26 protein-coding genes are annotated in these 26931 nt (G+C 61.9%); 22 read left to right on the top strand and 4 right to left on the bottom strand.

Annotation, left to right across the window (positions count from 1 at the left end; genetic code table 11):
* The first annotated feature begins 184 nt into the window (after nucleotides 1–184).
* The 14 genes from BW33_RS22830 to BW33_RS22760 all read left to right on the top strand — a co-directional run bounded on the left by BW33_RS22830 (nucleotide 185) and on the right by BW33_RS22760 (nucleotide 15782).
* Entirely contained in the window at nucleotides 185–1807 is a 1623-nt protein-coding gene (locus tag BW33_RS22830) for a methyl-accepting chemotaxis protein (protein ID WP_047601350.1), read from the top strand.
* The gene (locus tag BW33_RS22825) at nucleotides 1807–2325 is read left to right on the top strand and encodes a chemotaxis protein CheW (protein ID WP_047601349.1); all 519 of its coding nucleotides are present in this window, start codon (nucleotides 1807–1809) and stop codon (nucleotides 2323–2325) included. The genes BW33_RS22830 and BW33_RS22825 overlap by 1 nt, the downstream gene beginning before the upstream one ends.
* Nucleotides 2322–3599 (top strand): CheR family methyltransferase, encoded by a 1278-nt coding sequence (locus BW33_RS22820; protein ID WP_047601348.1) that lies wholly within the window; start codon nucleotides 2322–2324, stop codon nucleotides 3597–3599. The genes BW33_RS22825 and BW33_RS22820 overlap by 4 nt, the downstream gene beginning before the upstream one ends.
* Nucleotides 3596–4291: a chemotaxis protein CheW gene (locus BW33_RS22815; RefSeq protein ID WP_047601347.1), complete on the top strand. Its 696-nt coding sequence runs from the start codon at nucleotides 3596–3598 to the stop codon at nucleotides 4289–4291. The genes BW33_RS22820 and BW33_RS22815 overlap by 4 nt, the downstream gene beginning before the upstream one ends.
* Entirely contained in the window at nucleotides 4288–6582 is a 2295-nt protein-coding gene (locus BW33_RS22810) for a hybrid sensor histidine kinase/response regulator (RefSeq protein WP_047601346.1), read from the top strand. Before BW33_RS22815 ends, BW33_RS22810 begins: the two co-directional genes overlap by 4 nt.
* Entirely contained in the window at nucleotides 6579–7589 is a 1011-nt protein-coding gene (locus BW33_RS22805) for a chemotaxis response regulator protein-glutamate methylesterase (protein WP_047601345.1), read from the top strand. The genes BW33_RS22810 and BW33_RS22805 overlap by 4 nt, the downstream gene beginning before the upstream one ends.
* Nucleotides 7590–7637: 48 nt before the next feature.
* Nucleotides 7638–8639 carry a diguanylate cyclase domain-containing protein gene (locus BW33_RS22800; protein ID WP_047601344.1) on the top strand — a complete coding sequence of 334 codons (1002 nt, stop codon included), beginning with the start codon at nucleotides 7638–7640 and terminating at the stop codon, nucleotides 8637–8639.
* A gap of 222 nt (nucleotides 8640–8861) precedes the next feature.
* Nucleotides 8862–9957 (top strand): peptide chain release factor 2 gene (gene prfB, locus BW33_RS22790; RefSeq protein WP_103485386.1). Its coding sequence is split into 2 segments (ribosomal slippage): nucleotides 8862–8933 and nucleotides 8935–9957, totalling 1095 coding nucleotides; the frame shifts between segments, so codons are not numbered across the junction.
* 112 nt (nucleotides 9958–10069) lie between these two features.
* Nucleotides 10070–11572 (top strand): lysine--tRNA ligase, encoded by a 1503-nt coding sequence (gene lysS, locus BW33_RS22785; protein WP_047601341.1) that lies wholly within the window; start codon nucleotides 10070–10072, stop codon nucleotides 11570–11572.
* A 105-nt stretch (nucleotides 11573–11677) separates the two neighbouring features.
* On the top strand, nucleotides 11678–12391 hold the full coding sequence (locus BW33_RS22780; RefSeq protein ID WP_007964212.1) for a TetR/AcrR family transcriptional regulator: 714 nt from the start codon (nucleotides 11678–11680) through the stop codon (nucleotides 12389–12391).
* Nucleotides 12392–12540: 149 nt separating this feature from the next.
* The gene (locus BW33_RS22775) at nucleotides 12541–13098 is read left to right on the top strand and encodes a hypothetical protein (RefSeq protein ID WP_047601339.1); all 558 of its coding nucleotides are present in this window, start codon (nucleotides 12541–12543) and stop codon (nucleotides 13096–13098) included.
* A 24-nt stretch (nucleotides 13099–13122) separates the two neighbouring features.
* Nucleotides 13123–14400, top strand: coding sequence for a flavohemoglobin expression-modulating QEGLA motif protein (locus tag BW33_RS22770; protein ID WP_003222055.1), 1278 nt, complete (start codon nucleotides 13123–13125; stop codon nucleotides 14398–14400).
* A gap of 150 nt (nucleotides 14401–14550) precedes the next feature.
* Entirely contained in the window at nucleotides 14551–15456 is a 906-nt protein-coding gene (locus tag BW33_RS22765) for an alpha/beta hydrolase (protein WP_047601337.1), read from the top strand.
* Nucleotides 15453–15782: a hypothetical protein gene (locus tag BW33_RS22760; protein WP_007964217.1), complete on the top strand. Its 330-nt coding sequence runs from the start codon at nucleotides 15453–15455 to the stop codon at nucleotides 15780–15782. The genes BW33_RS22765 and BW33_RS22760 overlap by 4 nt, the downstream gene beginning before the upstream one ends.
* Before the next feature lie 138 nt (nucleotides 15783–15920).
* Here BW33_RS22760 and BW33_RS22755 read toward each other — a convergent pair whose 3' ends face one another.
* The 3 genes from BW33_RS22755 to BW33_RS22745 form a co-directional block, all read right to left on the bottom strand.
* The gene (locus BW33_RS22755; protein WP_047601335.1) at nucleotides 15921–16709 is read right to left on the bottom strand and encodes an OmpA family protein; all 789 of its coding nucleotides are present in this window, start codon (nucleotides 16707–16709) and stop codon (nucleotides 15921–15923) included.
* A 56-nt stretch (nucleotides 16710–16765) separates the two neighbouring features.
* Nucleotides 16766–17170 (bottom strand): DUF4398 domain-containing protein, encoded by a 405-nt coding sequence (locus BW33_RS22750; protein ID WP_007964219.1) that lies wholly within the window; start codon nucleotides 17168–17170, stop codon nucleotides 16766–16768.
* A 366-nt stretch (nucleotides 17171–17536) separates the two neighbouring features.
* A complete protein-coding gene (locus tag BW33_RS22745; RefSeq protein ID WP_007964220.1) occupies nucleotides 17537–17881 on the bottom strand; it encodes a hypothetical protein in 345 nt (114 codons plus the stop codon).
* Nucleotides 17882–18094: 213 nt separating this feature from the next.
* On the opposite strand from BW33_RS22745, the gene ppc reads away from it, so the two are divergent.
* From ppc to BW33_RS22710, 7 genes are all read left to right on the top strand, one after another.
* Entirely contained in the window at nucleotides 18095–20725 is a 2631-nt protein-coding gene (gene ppc, locus BW33_RS22740) for a phosphoenolpyruvate carboxylase (RefSeq protein ID WP_047601334.1), read from the top strand.
* A gap of 289 nt (nucleotides 20726–21014) precedes the next feature.
* A complete protein-coding gene (gene adk / locus BW33_RS22735) occupies nucleotides 21015–21665 on the top strand; it encodes an adenylate kinase (RefSeq protein ID WP_047601333.1) in 651 nt (216 codons plus the stop codon).
* Between the two features lie 92 nt (nucleotides 21666–21757).
* Nucleotides 21758–22432 carry a tRNA (adenosine(37)-N6)-threonylcarbamoyltransferase complex dimerization subunit type 1 TsaB gene (gene tsaB, locus BW33_RS22730; protein WP_047601332.1) on the top strand — a complete coding sequence of 225 codons (675 nt, stop codon included), beginning with the start codon at nucleotides 21758–21760 and terminating at the stop codon, nucleotides 22430–22432.
* A 221-nt stretch (nucleotides 22433–22653) separates the two neighbouring features.
* Complete coding sequence (locus BW33_RS22725; RefSeq protein ID WP_047601331.1) at nucleotides 22654–22962, top strand: hypothetical protein; 309 nt, start codon at nucleotides 22654–22656, stop codon at nucleotides 22960–22962.
* Entirely contained in the window at nucleotides 22962–23822 is an 861-nt protein-coding gene (locus BW33_RS22720; RefSeq protein ID WP_047601329.1) for a DUF72 domain-containing protein, read from the top strand. Before BW33_RS22725 ends, BW33_RS22720 begins: the two co-directional genes overlap by 1 nt.
* A gap of 33 nt (nucleotides 23823–23855) precedes the next feature.
* The gene (locus BW33_RS22715) at nucleotides 23856–24692 is read left to right on the top strand and encodes an isocitrate lyase/PEP mutase family protein (protein WP_047601327.1); all 837 of its coding nucleotides are present in this window, start codon (nucleotides 23856–23858) and stop codon (nucleotides 24690–24692) included.
* A 2-nt stretch (nucleotides 24693–24694) separates the two neighbouring features.
* A complete protein-coding gene (locus tag BW33_RS22710) occupies nucleotides 24695–25387 on the top strand; it encodes an extensin-like domain-containing protein (protein ID WP_047601325.1) in 693 nt (230 codons plus the stop codon).
* Between the two features lie 4 nt (nucleotides 25388–25391).
* Here the strand turns inward: BW33_RS22710 and BW33_RS22705 are convergent, their stop codons facing one another.
* On the bottom strand, nucleotides 25392–26012 hold the full coding sequence (locus BW33_RS22705) for a hypothetical protein (protein WP_047601491.1): 621 nt from the start codon (nucleotides 26010–26012) through the stop codon (nucleotides 25392–25394).
* A gap of 93 nt (nucleotides 26013–26105) precedes the next feature.
* Here BW33_RS22705 and BW33_RS22700 point away from each other — a divergent pair, with 93 nt between their 5' ends.
* On the top strand, nucleotides 26106–26888 hold the full coding sequence (locus BW33_RS22700) for a class I SAM-dependent methyltransferase (RefSeq protein ID WP_047601323.1): 783 nt from the start codon (nucleotides 26106–26108) through the stop codon (nucleotides 26886–26888).
* Nucleotides 26889–26931 lie beyond the last annotated feature (43 nt).

Below are 26931 nucleotides of genomic sequence, written 5' to 3'. Positions count from 1 at the left end.
CGATCCAGCGCCCCTTTTTGCCGTTCCATCACTGGCACGCCAGCCCCGGATTGTCGGACAGTCCCACCCCAGAGCCTTCCCGCCAACCACGTCGGGCCGGCTCGAGGGTTAAAAAGCGTCTTATAAATGAAACACCGCCCTCGGCTATACTCCCCGCATTTCGACTTAGGCACGAGGAATCACTGTGAAGAACTGGACGTTGCGCCAACGCATTTTGGCGAGCTTTGCGGTGATTATCGCCATCATGTTGCTGATGGTGGTCGTTTCGTATTCGCGGCTGCTGAAGATCGAGGCCAGTGAAAACAGCGTGCGTGATGACGCGATTCCCGGCGTCTATTACAGCTCGATGATTCGCGGTGCGTGGGTCGACAGCTATCTGCAGACCCAGGAACTGCTCGGGCTCAAGGAAGGTCAGGGGGTTTCCAGTGAGGATGCGGCGGACTACAAGTCGTTTGAGGTGCGTTTGCAGGAGCAGATGGCCAACTATCGCAAAACCATGGCCACTGACGAGGATCGTACCGAATTCGCCGCGTTCGAGAAGTACCACGACGCCTACATGCAGATCCAGGATCAGGTGCTCGACTTGCACAAGCGCAACCTGGAAGCCGAAGCGGTCAAGCTGTTCACCGAGAAGCTGACCCCGGCCTGGTACACCGGCCGTATGAAACTCAATGACATCATCGGCGAGAACAAGCGGGTCGCTGATCAGGCCATGGCCAACATCGACGAAGCTGTAGCGGCGGCCAAGGTCAGCATGTTCGTCTCGCTGTTGGTGGCCGTGCTCGCAGCCGGTGCCTGCGGTCTGTTGCTGATGCGCGCGATCATGGCGCCGATGAACCGCATCGTGAAGATCCTCGAAATCATGCGCACCGGCGACCTCAGCAGCCGTCTCAATCTGGATCGCAAGGACGAGTTCGGCGCGGTGGAAACCGGCTTCAACGACATGATGACCGAGCTGACTTCGCTGGTGTCCCAGGCCCAGCGTTCCTCGGTGCAGGTGACCACTTCGGTGACCGAAATCGCCGCCACCTCCAAGCAGCAACAGGCCACCGCCACCGAAACCGCGGCCACCACCACCGAGATCGGCGCGACCTCACGGGAGATTGCCGCGACTTCGCGGGATCTGGTGCGCACCATGACCGAAGTGTCCACCGCCGCCGATCAGGCCTCGGTACTTGCCGGTTCCGGCCAGCAAGGTCTGGCGCGCATGGAAGACACCATGCACTCGGTGATGGGCGCGGCCGATCTGGTCAATGCCAAACTGGCGATCCTCAACGAGAAGGCCGGCAATATCAACCAGGTGGTGGTGACCATCGTCAAGGTCGCCGACCAGACCAACCTGCTGTCGCTCAACGCGGCCATCGAGGCCGAGAAGGCTGGCGAATACGGTCGCGGTTTTGCCGTGGTCGCCACCGAAGTGCGGCGTCTGGCGGATCAGACCGCCGTCGCCACTTACGACATCGAGCAGATGGTTCGCGAGATCCAGTCGGCGGTGTCTGCCGGCGTGATGGGCATGGACAAGTTCTCCGAAGAAGTGCGCCGGGGCATGGCCGAGGTGCAACAGGTCGGCGAGCAGCTGTCGCAGATCATCCATCAGGTGCAGGCGCTGGCGCCGCGGGTGTTGATGGTCAACGAAGGCATGCAGGCCCAGGCCACCGGTGCCGAACAGATCAACCATGCACTGGTGCAGTTGGGCGACGCCAGCAGCCAGACCGTCGAGTCTCTGCGTCAGGCCAGTTTCGCCATTGACGAACTGAGCCAGGTGGCCGTCGGGCTGCGCAGCGGCGTTTCGCGATTCAAAGTCTGATGAGCGAAATTACCGCCAAACGCAGCGCTGCGCCGGTGGCGAAGCAGGCGTTGTTCCTGCTGTTTCGCATCGGCAGCGAGCGTTACGCCTTGCGCGCCACCGAGGTGGCGGAAGTGCTGCCGCGCCTGCCGTTGAAGCCAATTGCCCAGGCGCCGAACTGGGTCGCCGGGGTGTTCGCCTATCGTGGTGCGGTGGTGCCGGCGATCGACCTCAGTGCGCTGACTTTCGGTCATCCCGCCGAGGCGCGCACCAGTACCCGGCTGGTGCTGGTGCATTACCGCCCGGATGCACTGCAGCCGCCGCGCTGGCTCGGGCTGATCCTTGAGCAGGCGACCGACACCCTGCGTTGCAATCCCGAGGATTTTCAGCCGTATGGTCTGGACAATCGTCAGGCGCCGTACCTCGGTCCGGTGCGCGAAGATGCTCAGGGGCTGGTGCAATGGGTGCGGGTCAACGACTTGCTGGATGACGCCGTGCGTAGCCTGCTGTTTCCGGTGCCGCTTGAGGCGCAGTCATGAGCAGCGATCAGCGTTTTTTCGATTTCCTCAAGGAACGCATCGGACTGGATGTCACGTCGGTGGGGCCGGCGATCATCGAGCGCGCGGTGCGTCAACGCACCACGCTCTCGCAAGCGGCGCACAGCGATGAATACTGGCAACTGCTGCAAGGTTCGCGGGACGAACAGCAGGCGTTGATCGAGGCGGTAATCGTCCCCGAAACCTGGTTTTTCCGTTATCCGGAATCCTTCGCCACGCTCGGCAAGCTGGCGCGCAAGCGTCTGGACGAATTGAACAACATGCGCGCGCTGCGCATCCTCAGCCTGCCGTGCTCGACCGGCGAAGAACCCTATTCGATTGCCATGGCCCTGCTCGATGCCGGGCTCAAGCCGCATCAGTTCAAGGTCGACGGCATGGACGTCAGCCCGCTGTCGGTGGACAAGGCGCGGCGCGGGCTTTATGGCAAGAACTCGTTTCGGGGTCAGGATCTGGACTTTCGCGAGCGTCATTTCACGGCCGAGCAGGATGGTCATCGAGTCAGCGAAGCCGTGCGCGAGCAGGTGCGCCTGCAGGCCGGCAATGTGCTGGATCCGACGCTGCTGGCGGGTGAGCCGCCGTTCGACTTCGTGTTCTGCCGCAACTTGTTGATCTATTTCGATCAGCCGACCCAACAGCAGGTTTTCGCCGTGCTCAAGCGCCTGACGCACGTCGACGGCGTGTTGTTCATCGGCCCTGCCGAGGGCAGTCTGCTCGGGCGCCTGGGCATGCGCTCCATCGGCATCCCGCAGTCGTTTGCCTTCAGTCGACACGCTGAACCCATGCCCGAACCTGTGGCATTGCCGACCCCAACCCCTTTGCCGGTGCGCCAACCGCTGCGCAGTCCGCCGCCAGTACCGCCGCCGGTGCGTCCACGTCCGTTTGCCAGCGTTGCACCGTTGCCTGTCAGCAGCAAAAGCGCCAACCCGGACGCGGCGACCTTGCTCGCCAACATCGCTGCGCTGGCCAACGAAGGCAAGAGTGCCGAGGCCCGAGCGGCGTGCGAGCAGTATCTGCGCAGTCACGAACCGGTGGCGCAGGTGTTCTACTGGCTCGGCCTGCTCAGCGACGTGGCCGGCGCAGCGCTCGAAGCCCAGAGTCATTACCGCAAGGCCTTGTACCTTGAACCGCAACATCCCGAAGCGTTGATGCACCTGGCCGCCTTGCTGCAGGCCCAGGGTGACAGCGCCGGTGCCAGACGATTGCAGGAACGCGCCGCCCGCAGCGGCCGCACCGCCGACAGTGAGCGTAAACGATGATCCCGTCCGACACCTTGAACGTCACCCACGAAGACGCCCGGGCCATCGATGATTGCTGGAACCGTATCGGCATTCATGGCGACAAGTCGTGCCCGTTGCTGGCCGAGCATATTCATTGCCGCAACTGCGCGGTGTATTCCGCCGCCGCTACGCGCCTGCTTGACCGTTATGCGTTGCAGCAGGACGAACGCGATCCGGTCGCCGTGGCGGTCGAAACCGATGTGAAAACCCGTTCGCTGCTGATGTTCCGTCTCGGCGAAGAATGGCTGGGGCTGGCCACCCGCAGCCTGGTGGAGGTAGCGCCGCTGCAGGCGATTCACTCGCTGCCGCATCAGCGTTCGCGGGCCTTGCTCGGCGTGGCGAACGTGCGCGGGGCATTAGTGGCGTGCCTGTCGCTGGTCGAATTGCTTGACCTGGATGGCAACGCCGCACCGGCCACTGGCGCGCGAATCATGCCGCGCATGCTGATCATCGCCGCCCACGGTGGGCCGGTGGTGGTGCCGGTGGACGAAGTCGACGGCATCCACGCCATCGACGAACGCATTCTCGACGCGGCCTCGCGTGCCGGCGCTGAACACCACAGCACGGCCAGCGCCAAATACACCCGTGGAGTCCTGCAATTCCGGGGGCGCAGCCTGCGTTGGCTGGATGAAGAACAGCTGCTGTCCGCCGTGACCCGGAGCCTCACATGACCCCCGAGCAAATGCGCGACGCCTCGCTGCTGGAGCTGTTCAGCCTTGAAGCCGAAGCCCAGACCCAGGTGCTCAGCAGCGGGCTGCTGGCGCTGGAACGCAACCCGACTCAGGCCGACTATCTGGAATCGTGCATGCGCGCGGCGCACTCGCTCAAGGGCGCGGCGCGGATCGTCGGCATCGACAGCGGTGTCAGCGTCGCCCACGTGATGGAAGATTGCCTGGTCAGCGCGCAGGAAGGGCGGCTGTTGCTGCGTCCCGAGCACATCGATGCGTTGTTGCAGGGCACCGATCTGTTGATGCGCATCGCCACGCCGGCCAATGCTCCGCAAGCGCCGGACATCGAAGCGTATGTGGCGTTGATGGGGCGCCTGCTCGACCCTTCGGCACCGTACGCAGTCGCGCCGCCGCCCATGGCCGAATTGCAGATGCAGGCGCCGCCGCCTGCACCTGCACCGATTGAAACCCCGGCGCCATTGATCGATACACCGCTGGAAACCTCCGACCCGGCCCCGCGCAAGAGCAAGCGCACCACCGAGGGCGGCGAACGGGTGCTACGGGTCACCGCCGAACGCTTGAACAGCCTGCTCGACCTGTCGAGTAAATCACTGGTCGAAACCCAGCGCCTCAAGCCGCATCTGGCGACCATGCAGCGTCTCAAGCGCATGCAGAACAATGGCCTGCGGGCATTGGAAAGCCTCAATGTGCACCTCAAGGAACATGCGCTGAGCCTTGAGGCCCAGGAAGCCCTTGAAGACGCGCGGCGCTTGCTGGCTGAATCCCAGCAATTGCTCGCGGAAAAGAACGCCGAACTCGACGAGTTCGCCTGGCAAGCCAGCCAGCGCGCCCAAGTGCTCTACGACACCGCGCTGGCCTGTCGCATGCGCCCGTTCGCCGACGTGCTCACCGGTCAGGTGCGCATGGTTCGGGACCTGGGGCGCAGCCTCGGCAAACAGGTGCGGCTGGAGATCGAAGGCGAGAAGACCCAGGTCGATCGCGACGTGCTGGAAAAACTCGAAGCGCCGCTGACCCATCTGCTGCGCAACGCGGTCGATCATGGCATCGAAACCCCGGAACAACGCCTGCTCAAAGGCAAGTCCGCAGAAGGCCTGATCCGCCTGCGTGCTTCGCATCAGGCCGGTTTGCTGGTGTTGGAGTTGAGTGATGACGGCAATGGCGTCGATCTGGAAAAGGTCCGCCGCAGCATTGTCGAACGTCAGCTGTCGCCCGCCGAGACGGCGGCGCAGTTGAGCGAAGAGGAACTGCTGACGTTCCTGTTCCTGCCGGGTTTCAGCCTGCGCGATACGGTGACTGAAGTGTCCGGGCGTGGCGTCGGTCTTGATGCGGTGCAGCACATGGTCCGGCAACTGCGCGGCGCGGTGGTGCTGGAGCAGACGGCGGGCGAGGGCAGCCGCTTTCATCTGGAGGTGCCGCTGACCCTGTCGGTGGTGCGCAGTCTGGTGGTGGAAGTCGGCGAGGAGGCTTATGCGTTTCCGCTGGCGCATATCGAACGCATGTGCGATCTCGAGCCACAGGACATCGTGCAGATCGAAGGACGCCAGCATTTCTGGCACGAAGGCCGGCATGTCGGGCTGGTTGCGGCCAGTCAGTTGCTGAATCGTCCGGCCAGTCAGAGCAGCGGCGAAACCCTCAAGGTCGTGGTGATCCGCGAGCGCGACGCGGTCTACGGGGTGGCGGTCGAGCGGTTTGTCGGCGAGCGCACGCTGGTGGTGCTGCCGCTGGATGAGCGGCTGGGCAAGGTTCAGGACATTTCCGCCGGGGCCTTGCTCGACGATGGTTCGGTGGTGCTGATCGTCGATGTCGAGGACATGTTGCGTTCGGTGGACAAGCTGCTCAACACCGGGCGTCTGGAACGCATCGCGCGTCACGGCAATCAGGCCGCCGAAGTGGCGCGCAAACGGATTCTGGTGGTCGACGACTCGCTGACTGTGCGCGAGTTGCAACGCAAGCTGCTGCTCAATCGCGGCTACGACGTCGCGGTCGCGGTGGACGGCATGGACGGCTGGAACGCGCTGCGTTCGGAGGACTTCGATTTGCTGATCACCGACATCGACATGCCGCGCATGGATGGCATCGAACTGGTCACCCTGTTGCGCCGCGACAACCGCCTGCAATCGCTGCCGGTGATGGTGGTCTCGTACAAGGATCGTGAAGAGGACCGGCGTCGTGGACTGGACGCCGGCGCCGACTATTATTTAGCCAAGGCCAGTTTTCATGACGACGCCCTGCTTGATGCAGTGGTTGAGCTCATTGGAGGAGCGCGGACATGAAAATCGCAATCGTCAACGACATGCCCCTGGCGGTGGAGGCTTTGCGCCGTGCGCTGGCCTTCGAGCCGGCGCATCAGGTGGTCTGGGTCGCCAACAACGGTGCCGAGGCGGTGCGTCTGTGCGCCGAAAACACCCCGGATCTGATCCTGATGGACCTGATCATGCCGGTGATGGATGGCGTCGAGGCGACCCGGCGGATCATGGCCGAAACCCCGTGCGCCATCGTCATCGTCACGGTCGACCGCCAGCAGAACGTGCACCGGGTCTTCGAAGCCATGGGCCATGGCGCGCTGGACGTGGTCGATACCCCGGCCATTGGTGCGGGGAACGCGCAGGAAGCGGCGGCGCCGTTGCTGCGCAAGATCCTCAATATCGGCTGGCTGATCGGCGAGAAAACCCCGCGCTCGCGCCCGGTGCCGACGCCCCACCGCAGTTCGGCGTCGTGCAAGCGGCTGGTGGCGATCGGCTCGTCTGCCGGCGGACCGGCAGCGCTGGAAGTCCTGCTCAAGGGACTGCCACGCAATTTCTCGGCAGCCATCGTGCTGGTGCAGCACGTGGATCAGGTGTTTGCCGCGGGCATGGCCGAATGGCTGGCCAGCGCCAGCGGTCTCGACGTACGTCTGGCCCGCGAAGGCGAGCCACCGCAGGCCGGCGCGGTGCTGCTGGCCGGCACCAACCACCATATTCGTTTATTGAAAAACGGCACGCTGGCCTATACCGCCGAGCCGGTCAACGAGATTTACCGACCTTCGATCGACGTGTTTTTCGAAAGTGTCGCCAGTTATTGGAACGGCGATGCCATCGGGGTTTTATTGACCGGGATGGGACGCGACGGGGCCCAAGGGCTTAAGCTCATGCGCCAGCAGGGTTATCTGACCATCGCGCAGGACCAGCAAAGCAGTGCGGTGTACGGCATGCCCAAGGCAGCAGCGGCCATTGATGCGGCCGTCGAAATCCGTCCACTGGAAAAGATAGCGCCACGATTGCTGGAGGTATTCCCCAAATGAACAGGCTATTCCGCAATCCTGGCCCCCGCAGTACTCAGGTGACCGCCCATGAATGATTTACAGATCGACGACATTAAAACCGACGAAAACGCCGCCATGGTGTTGTTGGTGGACGATCAGGCGATGATCGGCGAAGCCGTGCGCCGTGGGCTGTCGAATGAAGAGAACATCGACTTCCACTTCTGCTCCGACCCGCACCAGGCCATCGCCCAGGCGGTACGGATCAAGCCGACGGTGATTCTGCAGGACCTGGTGATGCCCGGCCTCGACGGCCTGAGCCTGGTGCGCGAATACCGCAATCATCCGGCGACCAAGGACATTCCGATCATCGTGCTGTCGACCAAGGAAGACCCGCTGATCAAGAGCGCGGCGTTTTCCGCCGGGGCCAACGATTATCTGGTGAAACTGCCGGACACCATCGAGCTGGTGGCGCGCATCCGTTACCACTCGCGCTCCTACATGACCCTGCTGCAGCGGGATGCGGCGTACCGTGCGTTGCGCGTCAGTCAGCAGCAGTTGCTCGATACCAACCTGGTGCTGCAACGGCTGATGAACTCCGACGGCCTGACCGGACTGTCCAACCGTCGGCACTTCGACGAGTACCTGGAGCTGGAATGGCGCCGCTCGCTGCGCGACCAGAGCCAGTTGTCGTTGCTGATGATCGACGTCGATTACTTCAAGTCCTACAACGACAGCTTTGGGCACGTCGAAGGCGACGAGGCGCTGCGCAAGGTCGCCACGGCGATCCGCGACGCCAGCGCGCGACCGTCGGACCTGCCGGCGCGTTATGGCGGTGAAGAGTTCGCACTGGTGCTGCCGAACACCTCGCCGGGCGGCGCACGACTGGTGGCGGAGAAACTGCGCCAGACCGTGGCGGCGCTGAAGATTCCACACAACACCCCGGGCGACGGGGCGAGCCTGACCATCAGCATCGGCCTGGCGACCATGGTGCCGCAGTCGGGCAGCGATTGCCGGCTGCTGATTTCGGCGGCGGATCGCGGGCTGTACCTGGCGAAGAACAACGGCCGCAACCAAGTCGGCATCGAATAACCCACGCAAGCCCACTGTGGGAGCGAGCCTGCTCGCGAAAGCGGCCGCACGGGCGACAGTGATGTTGTCTGATGCACCGTCTTCGCGAGCAGGCTCGCTCCCACAATGGATCGGCGGCATGTCAAGTGATTCGCCCTGACAGCCGCCAGACGGGCTGCCGTGACAGCTTGATTACGTTATACTCGCCGGCTTTCAAAAGTTCGCCAACGAGTGCTGCCCGTCATGGAAATCAACCCGATCCTGAACACCATCAAGGACCTGTCCGAGCGCTCCGAAACTATTCGGGGGTATCTTTGACTACGATCAAAAGCATGAGCGTCTGACTGAAGTCAATCGCGAGCTTGAAGATCCGAGTGTCTGGAACAAGCCTGAATACGCCCAGGAACTGGGCCGCGAGCGCTCGGCGCTGGCGCAGATCGTCGACACCCTCGACGAGCTGAACGGCGGTCTGGCCGATTGCCGCGACCTGCTGGACATGGCCGTCGAGGAAAACGACGAAGGTGCAGTGGGCGATGTCGTCGCCGAGCTGGCCCGTCTCGAGGAAAACCTCGCCAAGCTTGAATTCCGCCGCATGTTCAGCCACGAGATGGACCCGAACAATGCCTACCTGGACATCCAGGCCGGCTCCGGCGGCACCGAGGCTCAGGACTGGGCCAACATCCTGCTGCGCATGTACCTGCGCTGGGCGGACAAACGCGGTTTCGACGCAACCATCATGGAGCTGTCGGCCGGTGAAGTCGCCGGTATCAAAGGTGCGACCGTGCACATCAAGGGCGAATACGCCTTTGGCTGGCTGCGTACCGAGATCGGCGTGCACCGTCTGGTGCGCAAGAGCCCGTTCGACTCCGGCAACCGTCGCCACACCTCGTTCTCTGCCGTTTTCGTCTCGCCAGAGATCGACGACAAGGTCGAAATCGAAATCAACCCGGCAGACCTGCGGATCGACACCTATCGTTCCTCCGGTGCCGGTGGTCAGCACGTAAACACCACCGACTCGGCCGTACGTATCACCCACGTACCGACCAACACCGTGGTCAGTTGCCAGAACGAACGGTCCCAGCACGCCAACAAGGACACCGCCATGAAAATGCTGCGGGCCAAGTTGTACGAGCAGGAAATGCAGAAGCGCAACGCTGCTTCCCAGGCGCTGGAAGACACCAAGTCGGACATCGGCTGGGGTCACCAGATCCGTTCGTACGTGCTCGACGCGTCGCGGATCAAGGACCTGCGCACCAACATCGAACGCAGCGACTGCGACAAGGTGCTCGACGGCGACATCGACGAATACCTGGAAGCCAGCCTGAAATCGGGGCTGTAAAAGACGCACACAGGATCGCTGATGCAACGCGATCCCTGTAGGAGCCAGCCCTGCTGGCGATTCCCGGGCCGTCAGGCCCGGGGGCAACGAACCTGATGGAATATCTGAAGACATGAGCGACCAACAACTCGACCCGCAAGCCCTGCAACAGGAAGAAAACTCCCTGATCGCCCTGCGCAAGGAAAAGCTGGCTGCCGAGCGCGCCAAGGGCAACGCCTTCCCGAACGACTTCCGCCGCGAAAACTACTGCGAAGATCTGCAGAAGAAATACGCGGACAAGACCAAGGAAGAGCTGGCCGAGGCTGCAATCCCGGTCAAGGTTGCCGGTCGCATCATGCTCAACCGTGGCTCGTTCATGGTGATCCAGGACATGACCGGTCGCATCCAGGTCTACGTCAACCGTAAAACCCTGTCCGAAGACACCCTGGCCGCCGTCAAGACCTGGGACATGGGCGACATCATTGCCGCCGAAGGCACCCTGGCGCGCTCCGGCAAGGGCGATCTGTACGTCGAAATGACCCACGTGCGCCTGCTGACCAAGTCGCTGCGCCCGCTGCCGGACAAGCACCACGGCCTGACCGACACCGAACAGCGCTACCGTCAGCGTTACGTTGACCTGATCGTCAACGAAGACGTGCGCCAGACCTTCCGCGTGCGTTCGCAAGTGATCGCGCACATCCGCAGCTTCCTGATGAAGCGCGACTTCCTCGAAGTCGAAACGCCGATGCTGCAGACCATTCCAGGCGGCGCCGCGGCCAAGCCGTTCGAAACCCACCACAACGCGCTGGACATGGAAATGTTCCTGCGTATCGCGCCTGAGCTGTATCTGAAGCGTCTGGTGGTTGGCGGTTTCGAGAAAGTGTTCGAGATCAACCGCAACTTCCGTAACGAAGGCGTTTCGACCCGTCACAACCCTGAATTCACCATGTTGGAGTTCTACCAGGCTTACGCCGACTACGAAGACAACATGGACCTGACCGAAGAACTGTTCCGTGAGCTGGCGCAGCTGGTGCTGGGCAGCACCGACGTGCCGTACGGCGACAAGGTGTTCCACTTCGGCGAGCCGTTTGTCCGTCTGTCGGTGTTCGACTCGATCCTCAAGTACAACCCTGAGCTGACGGCCGATGATCTGAACGACATCGACAAGGCGCGCGCCATCGCCAAGAAGGCCGGCGCCAAGGTGTTGGGCTTTGAAGGTCTGGGCAAGCTGCAGGTGATGATTTTCGAAGAGCTGGTCGAGCACAAGCTGGAGCAGCCGCACTTCATCACTCAGTACCCGTTCGAAGTGTCGCCGCTGGCCCGTCGTAACGACGAGAACCCGAACGTCACCGACCGTTTCGAGCTGTTCATCGGCGGCCGTGAAATCGCCAACGCCTACTCCGAGTTGAACGACGCGGAAGACCAGGCCGAGCGCTTCATGGCGCAGGTGGCCGACAAGGACGCCGGCGACGACGAAGCCATGCACTATGACGCCGACTTCGTGCGTGCGCTGGAGTACGGCATGCCGCCAACGGCCGGTGAGGGTATCGGCATCGACCGTCTGGTGATGTTGCTGACCAACTCGCCGTCGATCCGCGATGTGATCCTGTTCCCGCACATGCGACCGCAAGCGTAAACGTTTCAGTTAAAAAGCCGCCTAAAACAGGCGGCTTTTTATTGCCTGTCTGGTACAAATGTATCAATTGGTTAATTTTGCAATAGCAGAGGAAGTCCAGTCGTGATGGTTGCAATCGCTCAAGAAGGTGCAGCGGGTATCGCCACTGCGGTCGCTGAAAGTGTTCAGTACCAGGGCCGCAAGGCCAGCCGACAGGGCAGTGAGCAGCGTCGACAGGACATTCTCGACGCAGCGATGCGCATTGTCGTGCGCGACGGCGTGCGCGCCGTGCGCCACCGGGCGGTGGCGGCCGAGGCCGGTGTGCCGCTGTCGGCCACCACTTATTACTTCAAGGATATCGATGACCTGCTCACCGATACCTTCGCCCAATACGTCGAACGCAGCGCGGCCTACATGGCCAAGCTGTGGATCAACAACGAAGGCCTGCTGCGCGAGATGGTCGTCAGTGGCGACGGCAGCCCCGAGTCGCGCTCGCAACTGGCGGACGACATCGCGCGGCTGATGGCCGACTATGTGCACCGGCAACTGGTCAATCGTCGCGAGCACCTGATGGCCGAGCAGGCGTTCCGTCAGGAAGCGCTGCTCAACCCGCGTCTGGCGGATCTGGTGCGCTCGCATCAGCAGATTCTGCTGCAGGGCACCTGCCAGTTGTTCCAGGTGCTGGGCTCGCGTGAACCGCAGCAGGATGCCAAGGTGTTGACGGCGATTATCGGACGGATGGAATATCAGGGCCTGCTCAACGACGCCGAGCCTTTGGCCGAACAGGACATGCTCGGGATTCTGACGCGGTATATGCATCTGGTCCTCGCCTCGGTGTAACGCCAATCCCTGTGGGAGCGAGCCTGCTCGCGAATGCGGTCTGACATTCAACATCTTTGTTGCCTGACACACCGCTTTCGCGAGCAGGCTCGCTCCCACAGGTGAAAGTGGTGATCGTCAGGGCGGGATATGTTCATAGGGAGTATTGAATGAAAGCCTGGCGTGGCGTGCTGATCGCCTTGTCGTTCCTGCTGCTCAGTGGCTGTCTGGTGACCTTCAAGGATCCGCTGCCTGCCAGTGACCCGGCGCCCAAGGGCCTGCTGGGCACGTGGTCGAGCACCAATGCCTGGGGCGAGCCGATGAACCTCGAGCTGACCCGCGTCGGCAATAATCGCTATCAGGCCATCACCTGGTTCAAGGCCCGGCCTCACGAGCGCGAGGCGTACCCGTTCACCGTGTCGCGCCATGGCAGTCGCTGGTACCTGTCGGCGAAAGTCCCGGCGAGTTACGGTGGCCAATACACCATCGCCGGTTTCGAACTCACCGACAAACACGAGCTGGTGGTGTACAACCTCGACCTCGAACAGATCAATCAGGCGATCAAACAGCAAGCCCTCGACGGCCAGCCGTTCCAGACCGCCGACGACGGCGACGGCGTGCAGGTCGACAGTAGCCTCGACAAGGTCTTTGCTTACCTCGACGATCCGGCCAATTCCGATGTATTCGTCGAGGCCGCGCGCTATCAGCGTCAGGCCCGCGCCAAATAATTCAGTTATTTACAGGAGTTTCGGGTGGACGATTACCAGCAGACGATACGCACGCTGTCCGATCGCATTGTGCTGGCGCAGACGCCGATCCGCGTGCTCGATGCGGTGAAGTGGGACGAGAACATCCGCAAGGGGTTTCTCAAGGCCAAAGGCAAGGAAATGCCGGCGGTGGATCGTGACTACTACCTCAATCGGCCGCTGTCCTTCGATTCGAGCAAGGTCAAACTGGAATTCCAGAACATCGAGCGCGACATCACCCGCCAGCTCGGCCAGTTCAACCCGGTCGGGCAGATCATGCGGCGCATGTGCAAGGAATACCGCATGGTGGTGCGCATGCTCGAAGCGCGCGGCACCGAGGATTTCGGCCTGATCTCCCAGGAACTCTACGGTGCCGCCTCCGATGCGTTCCACGCCGGCGACCCGACCCTGGCCGACCTCGGCCTGATGATGTCCGACTATCTGAACAACATTGATGGCCGTGGCGACCTGAAGGACGAACCGAAGATCCTCACCGCCAAGGATGCCGTGCACCTGCTGCAAACCCGGTTGAACAAGGTGTTTGGCGAGGCCGAGGAAACCATCCGCGTGTTCGAGTCCGACGGCATCGTTGCCGACGCGGCGGCAGGCGCCGACTACATCAAGATCCGCACCGACGCGCTGTTCAACGACCGCGACGTGCGTGCGCTGGAAGTCCACGAAGGTCTGGTACACGTCGGCACCACGCTTAATGGTTTGAATCAGCCGATCTGCACCTTCCTGTCCAAGGGCCCACCCTCGTCGACGGTGACCCAGGAAGGTCTGGCGATCCTGATGGAAATCATCACCTTCGCCTCCTACCCGAGTCGCCTGCGCAAACTGACCAACCGTACCCGCGCCATTCATATGGTCGAGGAGGGCGCGGACTTTTTGCAGGTGTTCGAGTTCTTCCGTGAGCAGGGCTTTGAAATGGCCGAAAGCTACGGTAACGCCAGCCGGGTGTTCCGTGGTTCGACCCCGACCGGTCTGCCATTCACCAAAGACTTGTCCTATCTCAAGGGCTTTATCATGGTTTACAACTACATTCAGTTGGCCGTGCGTAAAGGCAAGCTCGAGCAGGTGCCGCTGCTGTTCTGCGGCAAGACCACGCTGGAAGACATGCGTACCCTGCGTCAGTTGGTCGATGAAGGTCTGGTGGTGCCGCCGAAATATCTGCCGGAACAGTTCCGCGACATGAACGCGCTGTCGGCGTGGATGTGCTTCTCCAACTTCCTCAATCACTTGAGCCTGGACCGGATTGAGGCGGATTACTCCAATATCCTCTAACCCACACACAAAACCCTTGTAGGAGTGAGCCTGCTCGCGATAGCGGTGTGTCAATAACATAAATATCGACTGACACACCGCTATCGCGAGCAGGCTCACTCCTACAGTTTTTGACGGTATTCCAATTCGAATTCTGCGAGGTTTCACCGGATGAGAATCCTCGGCATCCTTTGCCTGCTCCTGACCCTCGGCGGTTGCAGTTCGCTGTTGTTCTACCCCGAACCGGGCCAGATCTTTACCCCTGAAAAAGCCAGACTCGAGTACCGCACCGTTACCCTGATCACCGCCGATGGCCTCAAGCTCAACGCCTGGTGGCTGCCGGCCAAACCCGGGGTCGAGGTCAAAGGCACAGTCCTGCACCTGCACGGCAACGGCGGCAATCTGCCGATGCACCTCGGCGGGAGCTGGTGGTTGCCGAAAAACGGCTATCAGGTGCTGCTGGTGGACTATCGCGGGTATGGCTTGTCCGAGGGCAAGCCGAGCCTGCCGGCGATCTATCAGGACATCGACGCCGCGTTCGCCTGGCTGGATCAGGCGCCCGAGGTCAAAGGCAAGCCGCTGATCCTCCTCGGCCAGAGCCTCGGTGGCTCGATGGCCGTGCATTGGCTGGTGCAGCACCCCGAGCGGCAGAAACAGCTCAAGGCCTTCGTACTCGACGGTGTTCCCGCCAGTTACCGCAGCGTCGGCCAGTACGCCCTCAGCACGTCGTGGCTGACCTGGCCGTTCCAGGTGCCGCTGTCGTGGCTGGTGCCGGACGGCGACAGCGCGATCCACTCGATGCCGCAGCTCAAGGGCGTGCCGAAGCTGATTTTTCACAGCATCGACGACCCGCTGGTGCCGATGTCCAACGCCATCCGCCTGTATCAGGCTGCGCCGCCACCGCGCGTGCTGCAACTGACCCGCGGCGGCCACGTGCAGACCTTCGGCGACCCGGTCTGGCGGCAGGTGATGCTGCGTTATCTGGAAGATCCCGAACACTTCAACGGCCTGCGCCGCCTCGGCGAGATCCCGAATTATCCGCAACCTCCGAATTCTGAAGATGAGAGTCCGCAATGACTGAAGAACGTAACGCCATCCCGCTGATCATCACCGGTATCTGCAGCATCCTCGGCACGGTCGGGGCGCTGTGGTACTACGGCTACCTGCACTTCGCCAAACCCGAGGATGCGCTGCTGCTCAACGAGTTCACCATGCTCAAGACCGTGCCGGGCGAAGACTACAAAGTCTCGCTGGACCCGGCGCCGCAAGTGGCGCAGTGCATTGATGGCGTGCTGGTGCTGTTCGACACCGAGCAGAAAGGCCTGACCGGTGTGCTGATCAATGCGCAGAAAAAAGCCGTGCGCTGCATGGGCCAGGAAACCCCGCAGAAACTCGAACCATAAAAGCAAAAGATCGCAGCCTTCGGCAGCTCCTGCAGGAGAATGCATTCCAATGCAGGAGCTGCCGAAGGCTGCGATCTTTTGATCTTAAAAAGCCCCGCCTGATCACTCAGGCGGGGCTTTTGCGTTAGCGCGTGTTGCTTAGTTCGAGCTGACTGCCGAACGTGGCATCACTGGCTGGTTGTCGTTGGAAATGGTCACTTCCACACGACGGTTCATTGCACGACCCGAGACGCTGCTGTTATCGGCAACCGGGTATTCCTTGCCATAACCCTGAACCACGATGCGCGAAGGATCGACGCCCATCTTGATCAGAGCGACTTGTACCGAGGTGGCACGACGCTCGGACAGCGACTGGTTGTACGAAGCAGCGCCGGTGCTGTCGGTGTAACCCTCGACGATCACTTTGCGATCAGGGTTTTCCTGAAGGAATTGCGCCAGTTTGTTGATGTTCACCAGACCGCTGGATTTCAGGTCAGCCTTGTTGGTAGCGAACAGTACGTCACCGAAAGTCACCAGGGTACCGCGATCGGTCTGCTTGGCGTTCAGGCTGTTCTGCAGCTGTTTGATCTGCTGATCACGAGCGTCCAGACGCGCCTGGGCACGTTGCGCGGCGGCGTTCTTCAGGTTGTTCTCAGCGGTGCGCAGGGCGATGGTCTGCTTGGCCACTTCCACGCGCTGGTTGGTCAGGTAGGCCAGTTGGTCAACCTTGGCCGCGTCTTGCTTGTCCAGGTAAGCCTTGTCGGCCTTGTCCAGGTAATCGCTGGCGTCCTTGGTTTCCAGGGCAGCGACTTTGCTCGCCTGCGGGTTGGCCTGCAGGCCGGCGTAGTTGGTGCGCGCCTGCTCCAGGTTAGGGTTAGGCGGAGTGGAGCAGGCAGCCAGGGCAACGCTTGCGGCCAGAAGAGCGGGGATCATCAGTTGCTTACGCATAATTTGTCGTCCTTTCTATCGATAAAAGTTTCAGCTTTGCGATTCGGGATGCGCGCTTACTGCACGGTGCGCTGACTTTCCTGACGCAGTTCCTGAACACCTTTCTGGGAATCCTTCACAGCCTGTTCGGCCTTGGCAGCCTGAGCCTTGCGTTCTGCTACGCGAGCGTCCCATTCGGCTTGCTCGGCAAGGGTACGAGCCTGTTCATACTTCTTGTCGTGCATGGCGATTTCGGCTTGCTTGAGCTTGTCCTGAGCCTGCTTCATTTCCACTGCAGCGAACTCGGTACCACCGGCGCTGACGGCGCTGTTGACGGCCGATTGAGTCACGGCGTACTGCTCGGTCGGCGGGTTACCGGCGCAACCGGCCAGAACGAAGCTGGTACCGATAGCCAGAGCAGCCAGTTTCAGACCGCGCAGGTGGGAGAACGAGGTTTGGGTCTTCATGGTCTTCAACTCCATTGTTTAACTCCTGATAAAACCGAAAATCCATCCTGGTCGAGGAGTCGCAAGCGTCATGTGAAAGCGCGTTTTTGAAACGCTCGTTCCAGGCGTGGTTACAGGTTCCGACCGGAGGCGTTTTTCAAAAGTTCAGAAAAGATGGCCTATCGCCAAATTTTTTTTTGACCAAATCGACAAGGCTCTAAACCGGGAACTTTGGAGGCGGGGAGAGGTACGCGCGAGGAAAAGTCAGACAACTTTTCAAAAGGAAACACGACCCTGTAGGAGTGAGCCTGCTCGCGATAGCATTGTGTCAGTCAGCATCAAAAGCCACAGATACACCGCTATCGCGAGCAGGCTCACTCCTACAGTTTGATCTATGTTGTGTCAGTGTTTTTGCTTGCCGGCGGCAGTCGACAAATCCTGCAGATGCCGGCGCGACAGTGCCAGAAAACGTGGTGTCGGCCCGACGTCCTCATACAGCGGATCACCTTCCTCATCAGTCGCCACCACCGTCGAGCCTTTCACATACGGCAGGCTCGCTTCGAACTCTTCGAGCGCGGCGCCGATCAGTTCGCCGAGCAGTTCTTCCGGGTGGCGTTTGGGGTACATCTCGGCAATCGCCGCCAGTCGCGCTGCGGCCTCGACGTCCAGATGAATCGTGTAGCCGGTGTCGGTCAGGCGACCCTTGGCGTTTTCTTCCCAATGCTGGGCGAGTTCACGAATTTTCATGATGACCTCATTTCGCGCCTGCTCGTGGCAGGCCTGGGTGAGTGTCCGGCGGGGCCGGCGGCAAGCCGTTGTGCGGCTTACTGTTGAGACTAGCTCCAAGCCCCAAGGTTTAAAGTCCCTTCGTCGTCTGCTTGTAAGAAGCGCCGTAGAGCGGCACTCTCTGGGCAAAGCATTCGTTTCTGCGCCGTCCCGATTAACGCTGGAGAACTGCTGATGACCGATATTGATGCACGCTTGCGCGAGGACGTTCACCTGCTCGGTGAGCTGTTGGGCAATACCATCCGTGACCAGTATGGCGAGGAATTTCTCGACAAGATCGAGCAGATCCGCAAGGGCGCCAAGGCCGACCGCCGTGGCTCGATGGACGCCGAACTCAGCGCCAGCCTCAATCAGTTGAGCGAAGACGAACTGCTGCCGGTGGCGCGGGCGTTCAACCAGTTTCTCAACCTGGCAAACATCGCCGAACAGTATCAGCTGATTCATCGCCGCGAAGAGTCGCAACCGGCGCCGTTCGAGTCCCGCGTCCTGCCGGAACTGCTCGCCCGTCTGCGTAACGAAGGCCACAGCGCGGAATCGCTGGCGCGGCAACTGGCGCGCCTGGAAATCGAACTGGTGCTGACCGCGCACCCGACCGAGGTGGCGCGGCGCACGTTGATCCAGAAGTACGACGCGATCGCTGCGCAACTGGCGGCACAGGATCATCGCGACCTGACCAGCGCCGAGCGCGAACAGATCCAGAACACCCTGCAACGGCTGATCGCCGAAGCCTGGCACACCGAAGAAATCCGCCGCACCCGGCCGACCCCGGTCGATGAAGCCAAATGGGGTTTTGCGGTGATCGAACACTCGCTCTGGCAGGCGATTCCCAACCATATGCGCAAGGCCGACAAGGCGCTGTATGAAGCGACGGGCCTGCGCTTGCCACTGGAGGCGGCGCCGATTCGCTTTGCTTCGTGGATGGGCGGCGACCGCGACGGCAACCCGAATGTCACAGCCGCAGTGACCCGCGAAGTGCTGTTGCTGGCGCGCTGGATGGCTGCCGACCTGTACTTGCGCGATGTCGATCACCTGGCCGCCGAACTGTCGATGCAGCAGGCCAGCGATGCGCTCAAGGCCAAGGCCGGCGACAGCGCCGAACCTTACCGGGCGGTGCTCAAGCAATTGCGCGAACGCCTGCGCGCCACGCGCAACTGGGCCCATGCGTCGCTGACTGCGAGCACGCCGGCGCCGGCCGACGTGCTGCACAACAACCGCGATCTGCTCGATCCGCTGGAACTGTGTTTCAACTCACTGCACGAATGTGGCATGGGCGTGATCGCCGATGGGCCATTGCTCGATTGCCTGCGTCGGGCAGTGACCTTCGGCCTGTTCCTGGTGCGCCTCGATGTGCGTCAGGATTCGACGCGGCACAGTTCGGCGATGACCGAAATCACGGACTACCTCGGCCTCGGTCGCTACGAAGACTGGGACGAAGAACAGCGCATCAGCTTCCTCACCCGCGAATTGAGCAATCGCCGGCCACTGCTCCCGGCGCATTTCAAACCGTCCGCCGACACCGCCGAAGTGCTCGCCACCTGCAAGGAAATCGCTGCCGCACCGGGCGCCTCGCTGGGTTCCTACGTGATCTCGATGGCGGGCGCCGCCTCCGACGTGCTGGCGGTGCAATTGCTGCTGAAAGAGTCAGGCGTGCTGCGGCCGATGCGTGTGGTGCCGCTGTTCGAAACCCTCGCCGACCTCGACAACGCCGGGCCGGTGATGGAGCGTCTGTTGCTGCTGCCGGGCTACCGCGCAAGGCTGCAAGGCCCGCAGGAAGTGATGATCGGTTATTCCGACTCGGCCAAGGATGCCGGCACCACCGCTGCGGCCTGGGCGCAATATCGCGCGCAGGAGCGGCTGGTGGAGATCTGCCGCGAGCAGCAAGTCGAACTGCTGTTGTTCCATGGTCGCGGTGGCACCGTGGGCCGTGGCGGCGGTCCGGCGCACGCGGCGATTCTGTCGCAACCGCCGGGGTCGGTGGCGGGGCGTTTCCGCACCACCGAGCAGGGCGAAATGATTCGATTCAAATTCGGCCTGCCGGACATCGCCGAGCAGAACCTCAATCTGTATCTGGCCGCGGTGCTTGAAGCGACATTGTTGCCACCGCCGCCGCCAACGCCAGAATGGCGGCACCTGATGGATGAACTGGCCGCCGATGGCGTCGCCGCGTATCGCGCCGTGGTGCGTGAGAATCCGCAGTTCGTCGAGTACTTCCGCCAATCGACGCCGGAGCAGGAGTTGGGACGTCTGCCCCTCGGTAGCCGTCCGGCCAAGCGCCGTGCCGGTGGCATCGAAAGTCTGCGGGCGATCCCGTGGATTTTCGGCTGGACTCAGACTCGTCTGATGCTGCCGGCCTGGCTCGGCTGGGAAACCGCGTTGAGCAAGGCGCTGGAGCGCGGCGAAGGCGAGTTGCTCGGGCAGATGCGCGAACAGTGGCCGTTCTTTCGCACGCGTATCGACATGCTGGAAATGGTCCTGGCCAAGGCCGACGCCGACATCGCGGTGTCGTACGACCAGCGTCTGGTCGAGCCGGACTTGCTGCCGTTGGGTGCGCAGTTACGCGACCTATTGTCGCAGGCGTGCGCAGTGGTGCTTGGCCTGACCGGGCAGTCGCAGCTGCTGGCACATAGCCCCGACACCCTGGAATTCATCCGTCTGCGCAACACCTATCTTGATCCGCTACATCTATTGCAGGCCGAGCTGTTGGCCCGTTCACGGCAACAGAATGTCGAGCAGGGCAGCCCGGTGGAGCAGGCGCTGCTGGTGTCTGTGGCGGGTATTGCCGCTGGTTTGCGAAATACCGGCTAAGGTTTTTGCTGTGGTATCAGGCGCCCGGTGCACAGGCCGGGTGCCGCTTTGTACACAGGCACAAAGTGCGGGCAGGCGACAGTTAATGATGGGGTTGCGACTTGGGTTACCGCGTCGCAAGGTCGCGGCAGGCACCGGTTTCTCCGACTTTTGGCGTCTTGTGTGGGCGCAGCCTGCTGTGTATCTTGATCAGCCTTTGGCCGTTTGTGCGGCCACGACCCGTTTTTTAAGATTGGCCCAAAGAGGCGAATCCCGTTGTTTTCTATATAAAAAATTGAGGAGCACATCGATGCGCGTCATTCTGCTGGGAGCTCCCGGGGCCGGTAAAGGTACTCAGGCTAAGTTCATCACCGAGAAATTCGGCATTCCGCAAATCTCCACCGGCGACATGCTGCGTGCTGCGGTCAAGGCCGGCACTCCGCTGGGCATTCAGGCCAAGAGCATCATGGATGCCGGCGGCCTGGTGTCGGATGACCTGATCATCGCGCTGGTGCAGGATCGCATCGCTCAACCAGACTGCGCCAACGGCTTTCTGTTCGACGGTTTCCCGCGCACCATTCCACAGGCCGAAGCGCTGGTAACTGCCGGTGTCGAGCTGGACGCCGTGGTTGAAATCGCTGTTGAAGACGAAGAAATCGTTCAGCGTATCGCCGGTCGTCGCGTTCACGAGGCCAGCGGCCGCGTTTACCACATCGTCTACAACCCGCCGAAAGTGGCTGGCAAAGACGATGTCACCGGCGACGATCTGGTGCAGCGCAAGGACGACACCGAAGAAACCGTGCGTCATCGCCTGTCGGTCTACCATTCGCAGACCAAGCCGCTGGTGGAGTTCTATCAGAGCCTGTCCGCCAAAAATGCTGGCAAGCCGAAGTACAGCCACATTCCGGGCGTTGGTTCGGTTGAAGCGATCACCGCCAAGGTGCTCGAAGCACTGAGCTGAAAAAGCTGACGTGTTGCATCATCCACGGCCCGCTTGCGGGCCGTAGTTGTTTATACTGACGCACTTTTTTCCCACCTGTTTTGGATACATCGATGAGCACCTTGCTGGCCCTGGACACCGCGACCGAAGCTTGCTCCGTTGCCTTGCTGCATGACGGCAAGGTCACGAGCCATTACGAGGTGATCCCGCGTCTGCACGCGCAGAAACTGCTGCCGATGATCCAGCAACTGCTGGCCGATGCCGGCACCACGTTGCAGGCGGTGGACGCGATCGCGTTCGGTCGCGGGCCGGGTGCGTTTACCGGTGTACGGATTGCCATCGGCGTGGTGCAGGGGCTGGCGTTCGCGCTGGATCGTCCGGTGTTGCCGGTGTCGAACCTCGCCGTACTGGCGCAACGTGCGTATCGCGAACACGGCGTGAGCCAGGTCGCGGCGGCCATCGATGCGCGAATGGATGAAGTGTATTGGGGCTGCTACCGCGAGACCGCAGGCGAAATGCGTCTGGTCGGTGTCGAAGCGGTACTGCCGCCGGAAGTGGCAGCGCTACCGGGCGATGCCAGCGGTGAGTGGTTCGGTGCCGGGACGGGGTGGGGTTACGGTGAGCGGATCGCGGTCAAACCGAGCGGTCAGGACGCTGGCATGCTGCCTCACGCCGAAGACCTGCTGACCCTGGCGCGATTTGCCTGGGAACGCGGCGAGTCGATCCCGGCAGACGATGCGCAACCGGTTTACCTGCGCGACAAAGTCGCCACCCCGAAGGCTCGCTGAGCCTTTAACAGATCGCAGCCTGCGGCAGCTCCTACAGGGGTTGCACGCTTCTGTAGGAGCTGCCGAAGGCTGCGATCTTTTGCTTCTACAGCTGCCAATCATCAGTTTCCATCCCCTCGCTTTAAACCTTTTGCGCTTTATGTGTTCTAGTTATCACTCGGCAGTTTGCTAAGTCGGTCAAGTGCCGCTAAATTGCCATCATCGATACCGAGCATGAAATTATGCGTATAGACGGCCTTTCCTCTCAGTCCTACCCCATCAAGCGCAAGCCTCGCAAAGGCAATGTGGCGCTGGATGAATCCGTCGACGATATCGACGGCGAGCTGGAATTCCCGACTGAAGAGCAAATGGCCGCCCGCGCTGCCAAAGCCCCCGCACAACGCCTGGCCAATCTGCCCGCCCGTCAGCAAGACATGATTTATCACCGCGCCATGAGCAAAAGCGTAGCGATGGCCCTGGCCAGCTACCTGAGCACCGCCGGGTTTGTCGATTGGGATGCGGATGTGCTGGGCCTCGACCTGTACATCTGATGGATCTGCCTTACTACCTCGGTTGTCCGTCCTGGAGTGAAAACGCCTGGCGCGAGTACCTGTACCCCGAAGACGCCAAGACCTCGGACTTCCTCAGTCTTTATTCCCAAGTGTTCAACGCCGTGGAGGGCAACACGACCTTCTACGCCAGCCCCTCGCCGGCCACCGTGCAGCGCTGGGCCGAGACCATGCCCGAACACTTTCGCTTCACCGCCAAGTTCCCCGGCGACATCAGCCACAGCGGTGACCTGCGTGATCAACTGACCGCTGCCGAAACCTTCGTAAATCTTCTCGGCCCGCTCGGCGAGCGCGTTTCGCCGCTGTGGCTGCAACTGTCGAAAAGCTTCACCCCGCATCGATTGCCCGAGTTGACCGCGTTCATCGACGCGCTGGATCGGCCACTGGCGGTGGAAGTGCGCCACGAACAGTTCTTCGCCAAGGGCGAGAGCGAACGCCTGCTCAATCGCTTGCTGCTGGACCGTGGCGTGGAACGCATCTGCCTCGATCCACGGGCGCTGTTCAGTTGTCTGTCCACCGAGTCTTCGGTGATCCATGCACAATCGAAAAAGCCCCGGGTGCCGACCCGTCCGGCGGCGTTTACCCAGTTCCCGCAGGTGCGCTTCATCGGCCACCCGGAGCTGGAAGCCAACGATCCGTTCCTCGTGCCGTGGGTGGCGAAAATCGCCGAATGGATCGAAGAGGGCCGCACGCCTTACATCTTCCTGCACACCGCCGACAACGTCATGGCGGCGAAGCTGGCGCAACGTTTTCACGCAAAATTGATGCAACGTTTGCCTGGCCTGCCATCCCTGCCTGAGCTATACAGAGAACCCGCCGCCGAGCAACTCGGCTTGCTCTGAAGGCGGATTTTTCCCCTGCCCAGGAGCCTGCCGATGGACGCCCACGCCCTTCAAGAACAAGCCCGCAAAGCCCAGGCCTTCAAGGCCCTGCATGAGCGATCGGGGATTTTCGTGATTCCCAACCCGTGGGATGCCGGCTCGGCGAAGATGCTCGCCAGTCTGGGCTATCAGGCACTGGCAACCACCAGCGCCGGTTACGCGTTTTCCCAAGGCAAGGCCGACGGTGCCTTGAGTCTCGACGACACCCTGGCCAATGTCCGGGCGATTGTCGCGGCGACCGATCTGCCGGTGGCGGTGGACCTGGAAAACGGTTTCGCCGATGACCCGGCCGAGTGCGCCAAAAGCCTGTTGCGTGCTGCCGAGGCCGGCGCGGTCGGTGGTTCGATCGAGGACGCCACGGGCCGCGTCGACGCGCCGATCTATTGCTTTGAACACGCTGTGGCGCGCATCGAAGCTGCTGTCGCCGCGGTGCGCACGCTGCCATTTCCCTTCCTCCTGACGGCCCGCGCGGAAAATTATCTGCACGGCAATCCCGATCTCAACGACACCATCCGCCGCCTGCAAGCCTTTGCCGAGGCGGGCGCCGACGTGCTGTATGCGCCGGGTTTGCGCAATGCCGAAGAAGTGCTGGCGGTGGTGCGCGCGGTGGCGCCGAAACCGGTCAATGTGTTGATGTCCGGCGGTTTGAAACTGACTGTGCAGGCGCTGGAAGAAATGGGTGTGCGCAGGATCAGTACCGGTTCGGCGTTGGCCTTGGCTGCGTTCGGCGAGTTCTTCCGCGCGGCTGAAGAGATCCAGCAGCACGGCACCTTCGGCTTCACTGCGCAATCGATGCCGTACGCCCAGGCCAATCAGTTTTTCAAGGGCTGAGCATGGGCCGCTGGATCACGCTGTCAGTGCTGTTGATAATTGCTGGCGCCGTGCTCAGCGTCTGGCGCGGCTGGCTCGACGTGCCGGCCGAGTGGAATCCGTGGGCGCCGCTGGATGTGAAGGCCGCGCCCAATTGGCTGACCGGTTTCAAACTGATGCGCCTGCGCAGCAATCCCGAGTTGTGCGCGCAAGTCCTGAGCAACGCGGGTCTGCGCGTCACAGCGCAAGCCGACAGCCCCGGCGCCAAGTGCCCGCTGATCGGCGCCGTGCGCGTGCAGGGCGGTGAGGTGGCGCTGAGCAGCAGCTTCCTTGCCAGTTGCCCGCTGGCGGTGGCTTACGCGATGTTTGAACGGCATACCCTGCAACCCGCCGCGCAATCTGTTTACGGGCAGAGGGTGGCGCGCCTTGATCACCTTGGCAGCTTTGCCTGCCGCAATGTCTATAACCGCGAGAGCGGGGCGCTCAGTCGGCATGCCAGTGCCGATGCGCTGGATATCAGCGGATTTCGTCTGGCGGACGGGCGCAGCATCAGCGTGCTCAAGGACTGGCCGAAACAGAATCAGGATGCGCAGTTTCTGCGTCAGGTGCGCGATGGCGCCTGTGAGGCGTTCAGTGTGGTGTTGAGTCCGGATTACAACGCCGCACATCGCAATCACTTTCATGTCGATGTCGGGCGCTGGAGCGTGTGTCGCTGAGGGATCAGGCGGCGATGCGCAGGTTCTGCAGGACGATCGGGCGCGCCCAGCCGTTATCGAAGTCCAGCGCTTTCTGCTGCTCGACGATTTCTTCCGGCGGGAACGGTGGATAAGGTTTTTGCAGCAGATCGAGGTCGAACTCGGCAATCGGCAAGTACAGCGGCTTCTTCTGCGGCGCCGGGCCAGGCTCTGGCACCGGCTGACCATTGTTGATCACGATCGGACGGACCCAACTGCTGTCGAAGTCCTGCTGCTCCTGCTGAGCCTTGAGTTCTTCTGGCGGGAATGGTGGGAACGGCTTGTCCAGCAGATCGGTTTCGAACTCGGCGATCGGCAGGAACAGCGGCTCCGGCGGACGCACCTCGGTCTCGACCACGTCGCACTGACGCTGCTCGACGATGTGCGCGTGCAGCTCGCTGCCCAGGGTCGGTTCTTCCGGGCTGTTCAGGTCAACCGGTGGAAAGGTGCCACAGGCCGGCACCACATCGCTCGATTGTTCGGCCAGGGCCTGGGCAAAGAAATCCTGCCACAGGTGACTGACGCCGCCCAATGCTTGAGTGTTATGACGGCTGAAGTCGCCCTTGGGCGAAATGTAGCCAATCGATGTGGGAAGAATGCCTGACATTTTTTTCGGTTGACGCTCAGCTCTGGCAAAATGCGCGTTGATTGGTTTATCGGCCACCTTCTGCCGATCCTTAACTTTTTTGAGCGTGTTTTCATGATTGAGCAACCCGCGGCCTGCCGCATCCATGTCCAGGCCCTCGGCCCGACGTTTGAAGCGCAAGCCGAGCAGTGGGCCGAGCGTCTGGGCCTGCCGCTGCAGGTGGACGACGGCGAGTTCGCCTTGCAGCTGGGCGAGCAGGGTTTGCAGCTGCAGCAGCTCGGCCCGGATGCACCGGGGCCGGTACGGGTGGACTTCGTCGAGGGTGGCGCGGCGCACCGGCGTCTGTACGGCGGCGGCAGCGGGCAGATGATCGCCAAGGCGGTCGGCATTGCCCAAGGCGTGCGTCCACGGGTGCTGGACGCGACGGCGGGGCTGGGCAAGGATGCGTTCGTGCTGGCCAGTCTGGGCTGCGAGATGAGCCTGATCGAGCGTCAGCCGTTGATCGGGGCGTTGCTGGAGGATGGTCTGGCGCGGGCGGCGGAAGATTTCGACGTGGCGCCGATTGTCGCGCGGATGAAGCTGCTCAAGGGCAACTCGATCGAGGTCATGCGCAACTGGGAGGGCGAGCCACCGCAGGTGATTTACCTCGACCCGATGTTCCCGCACCGCGAGAAAACCGCGCTGGTGAAGAAGGAAATGCGCCTGTTCCGGCCGCTGGTCGGGGATGATCCGGATGCGCCGGCACTGCTCGAAGCGGCGCTGGCCCTGGCGACACACCGTGTGGTGGTCAAGCGCCCGCGCAAGGCACCGTGCATCGAGGGGCCGAAGCCGAGTCATGCGCTGGATGGCAAATCCAGTCGGTACGACATCTACCCGAAGAAAGCGCTCAAGGCCTGAGACCGCGTCTACCCCTTCGCGAGCAGGCTCGCTTGTATGCTGG

The sequence above is a fragment of the Pseudomonas sp. RIT288 genome (genome assembly GCF_000631985.1).
In the GTDB taxonomy this organism is placed as follows: Bacteria; Pseudomonadota; Gammaproteobacteria; order Pseudomonadales; family Pseudomonadaceae; genus Aquipseudomonas.
The sequence above is the reverse complement of the archived record's forward strand: the minus strand, read 5'-3'. Positions and strand labels throughout refer to the sequence as shown.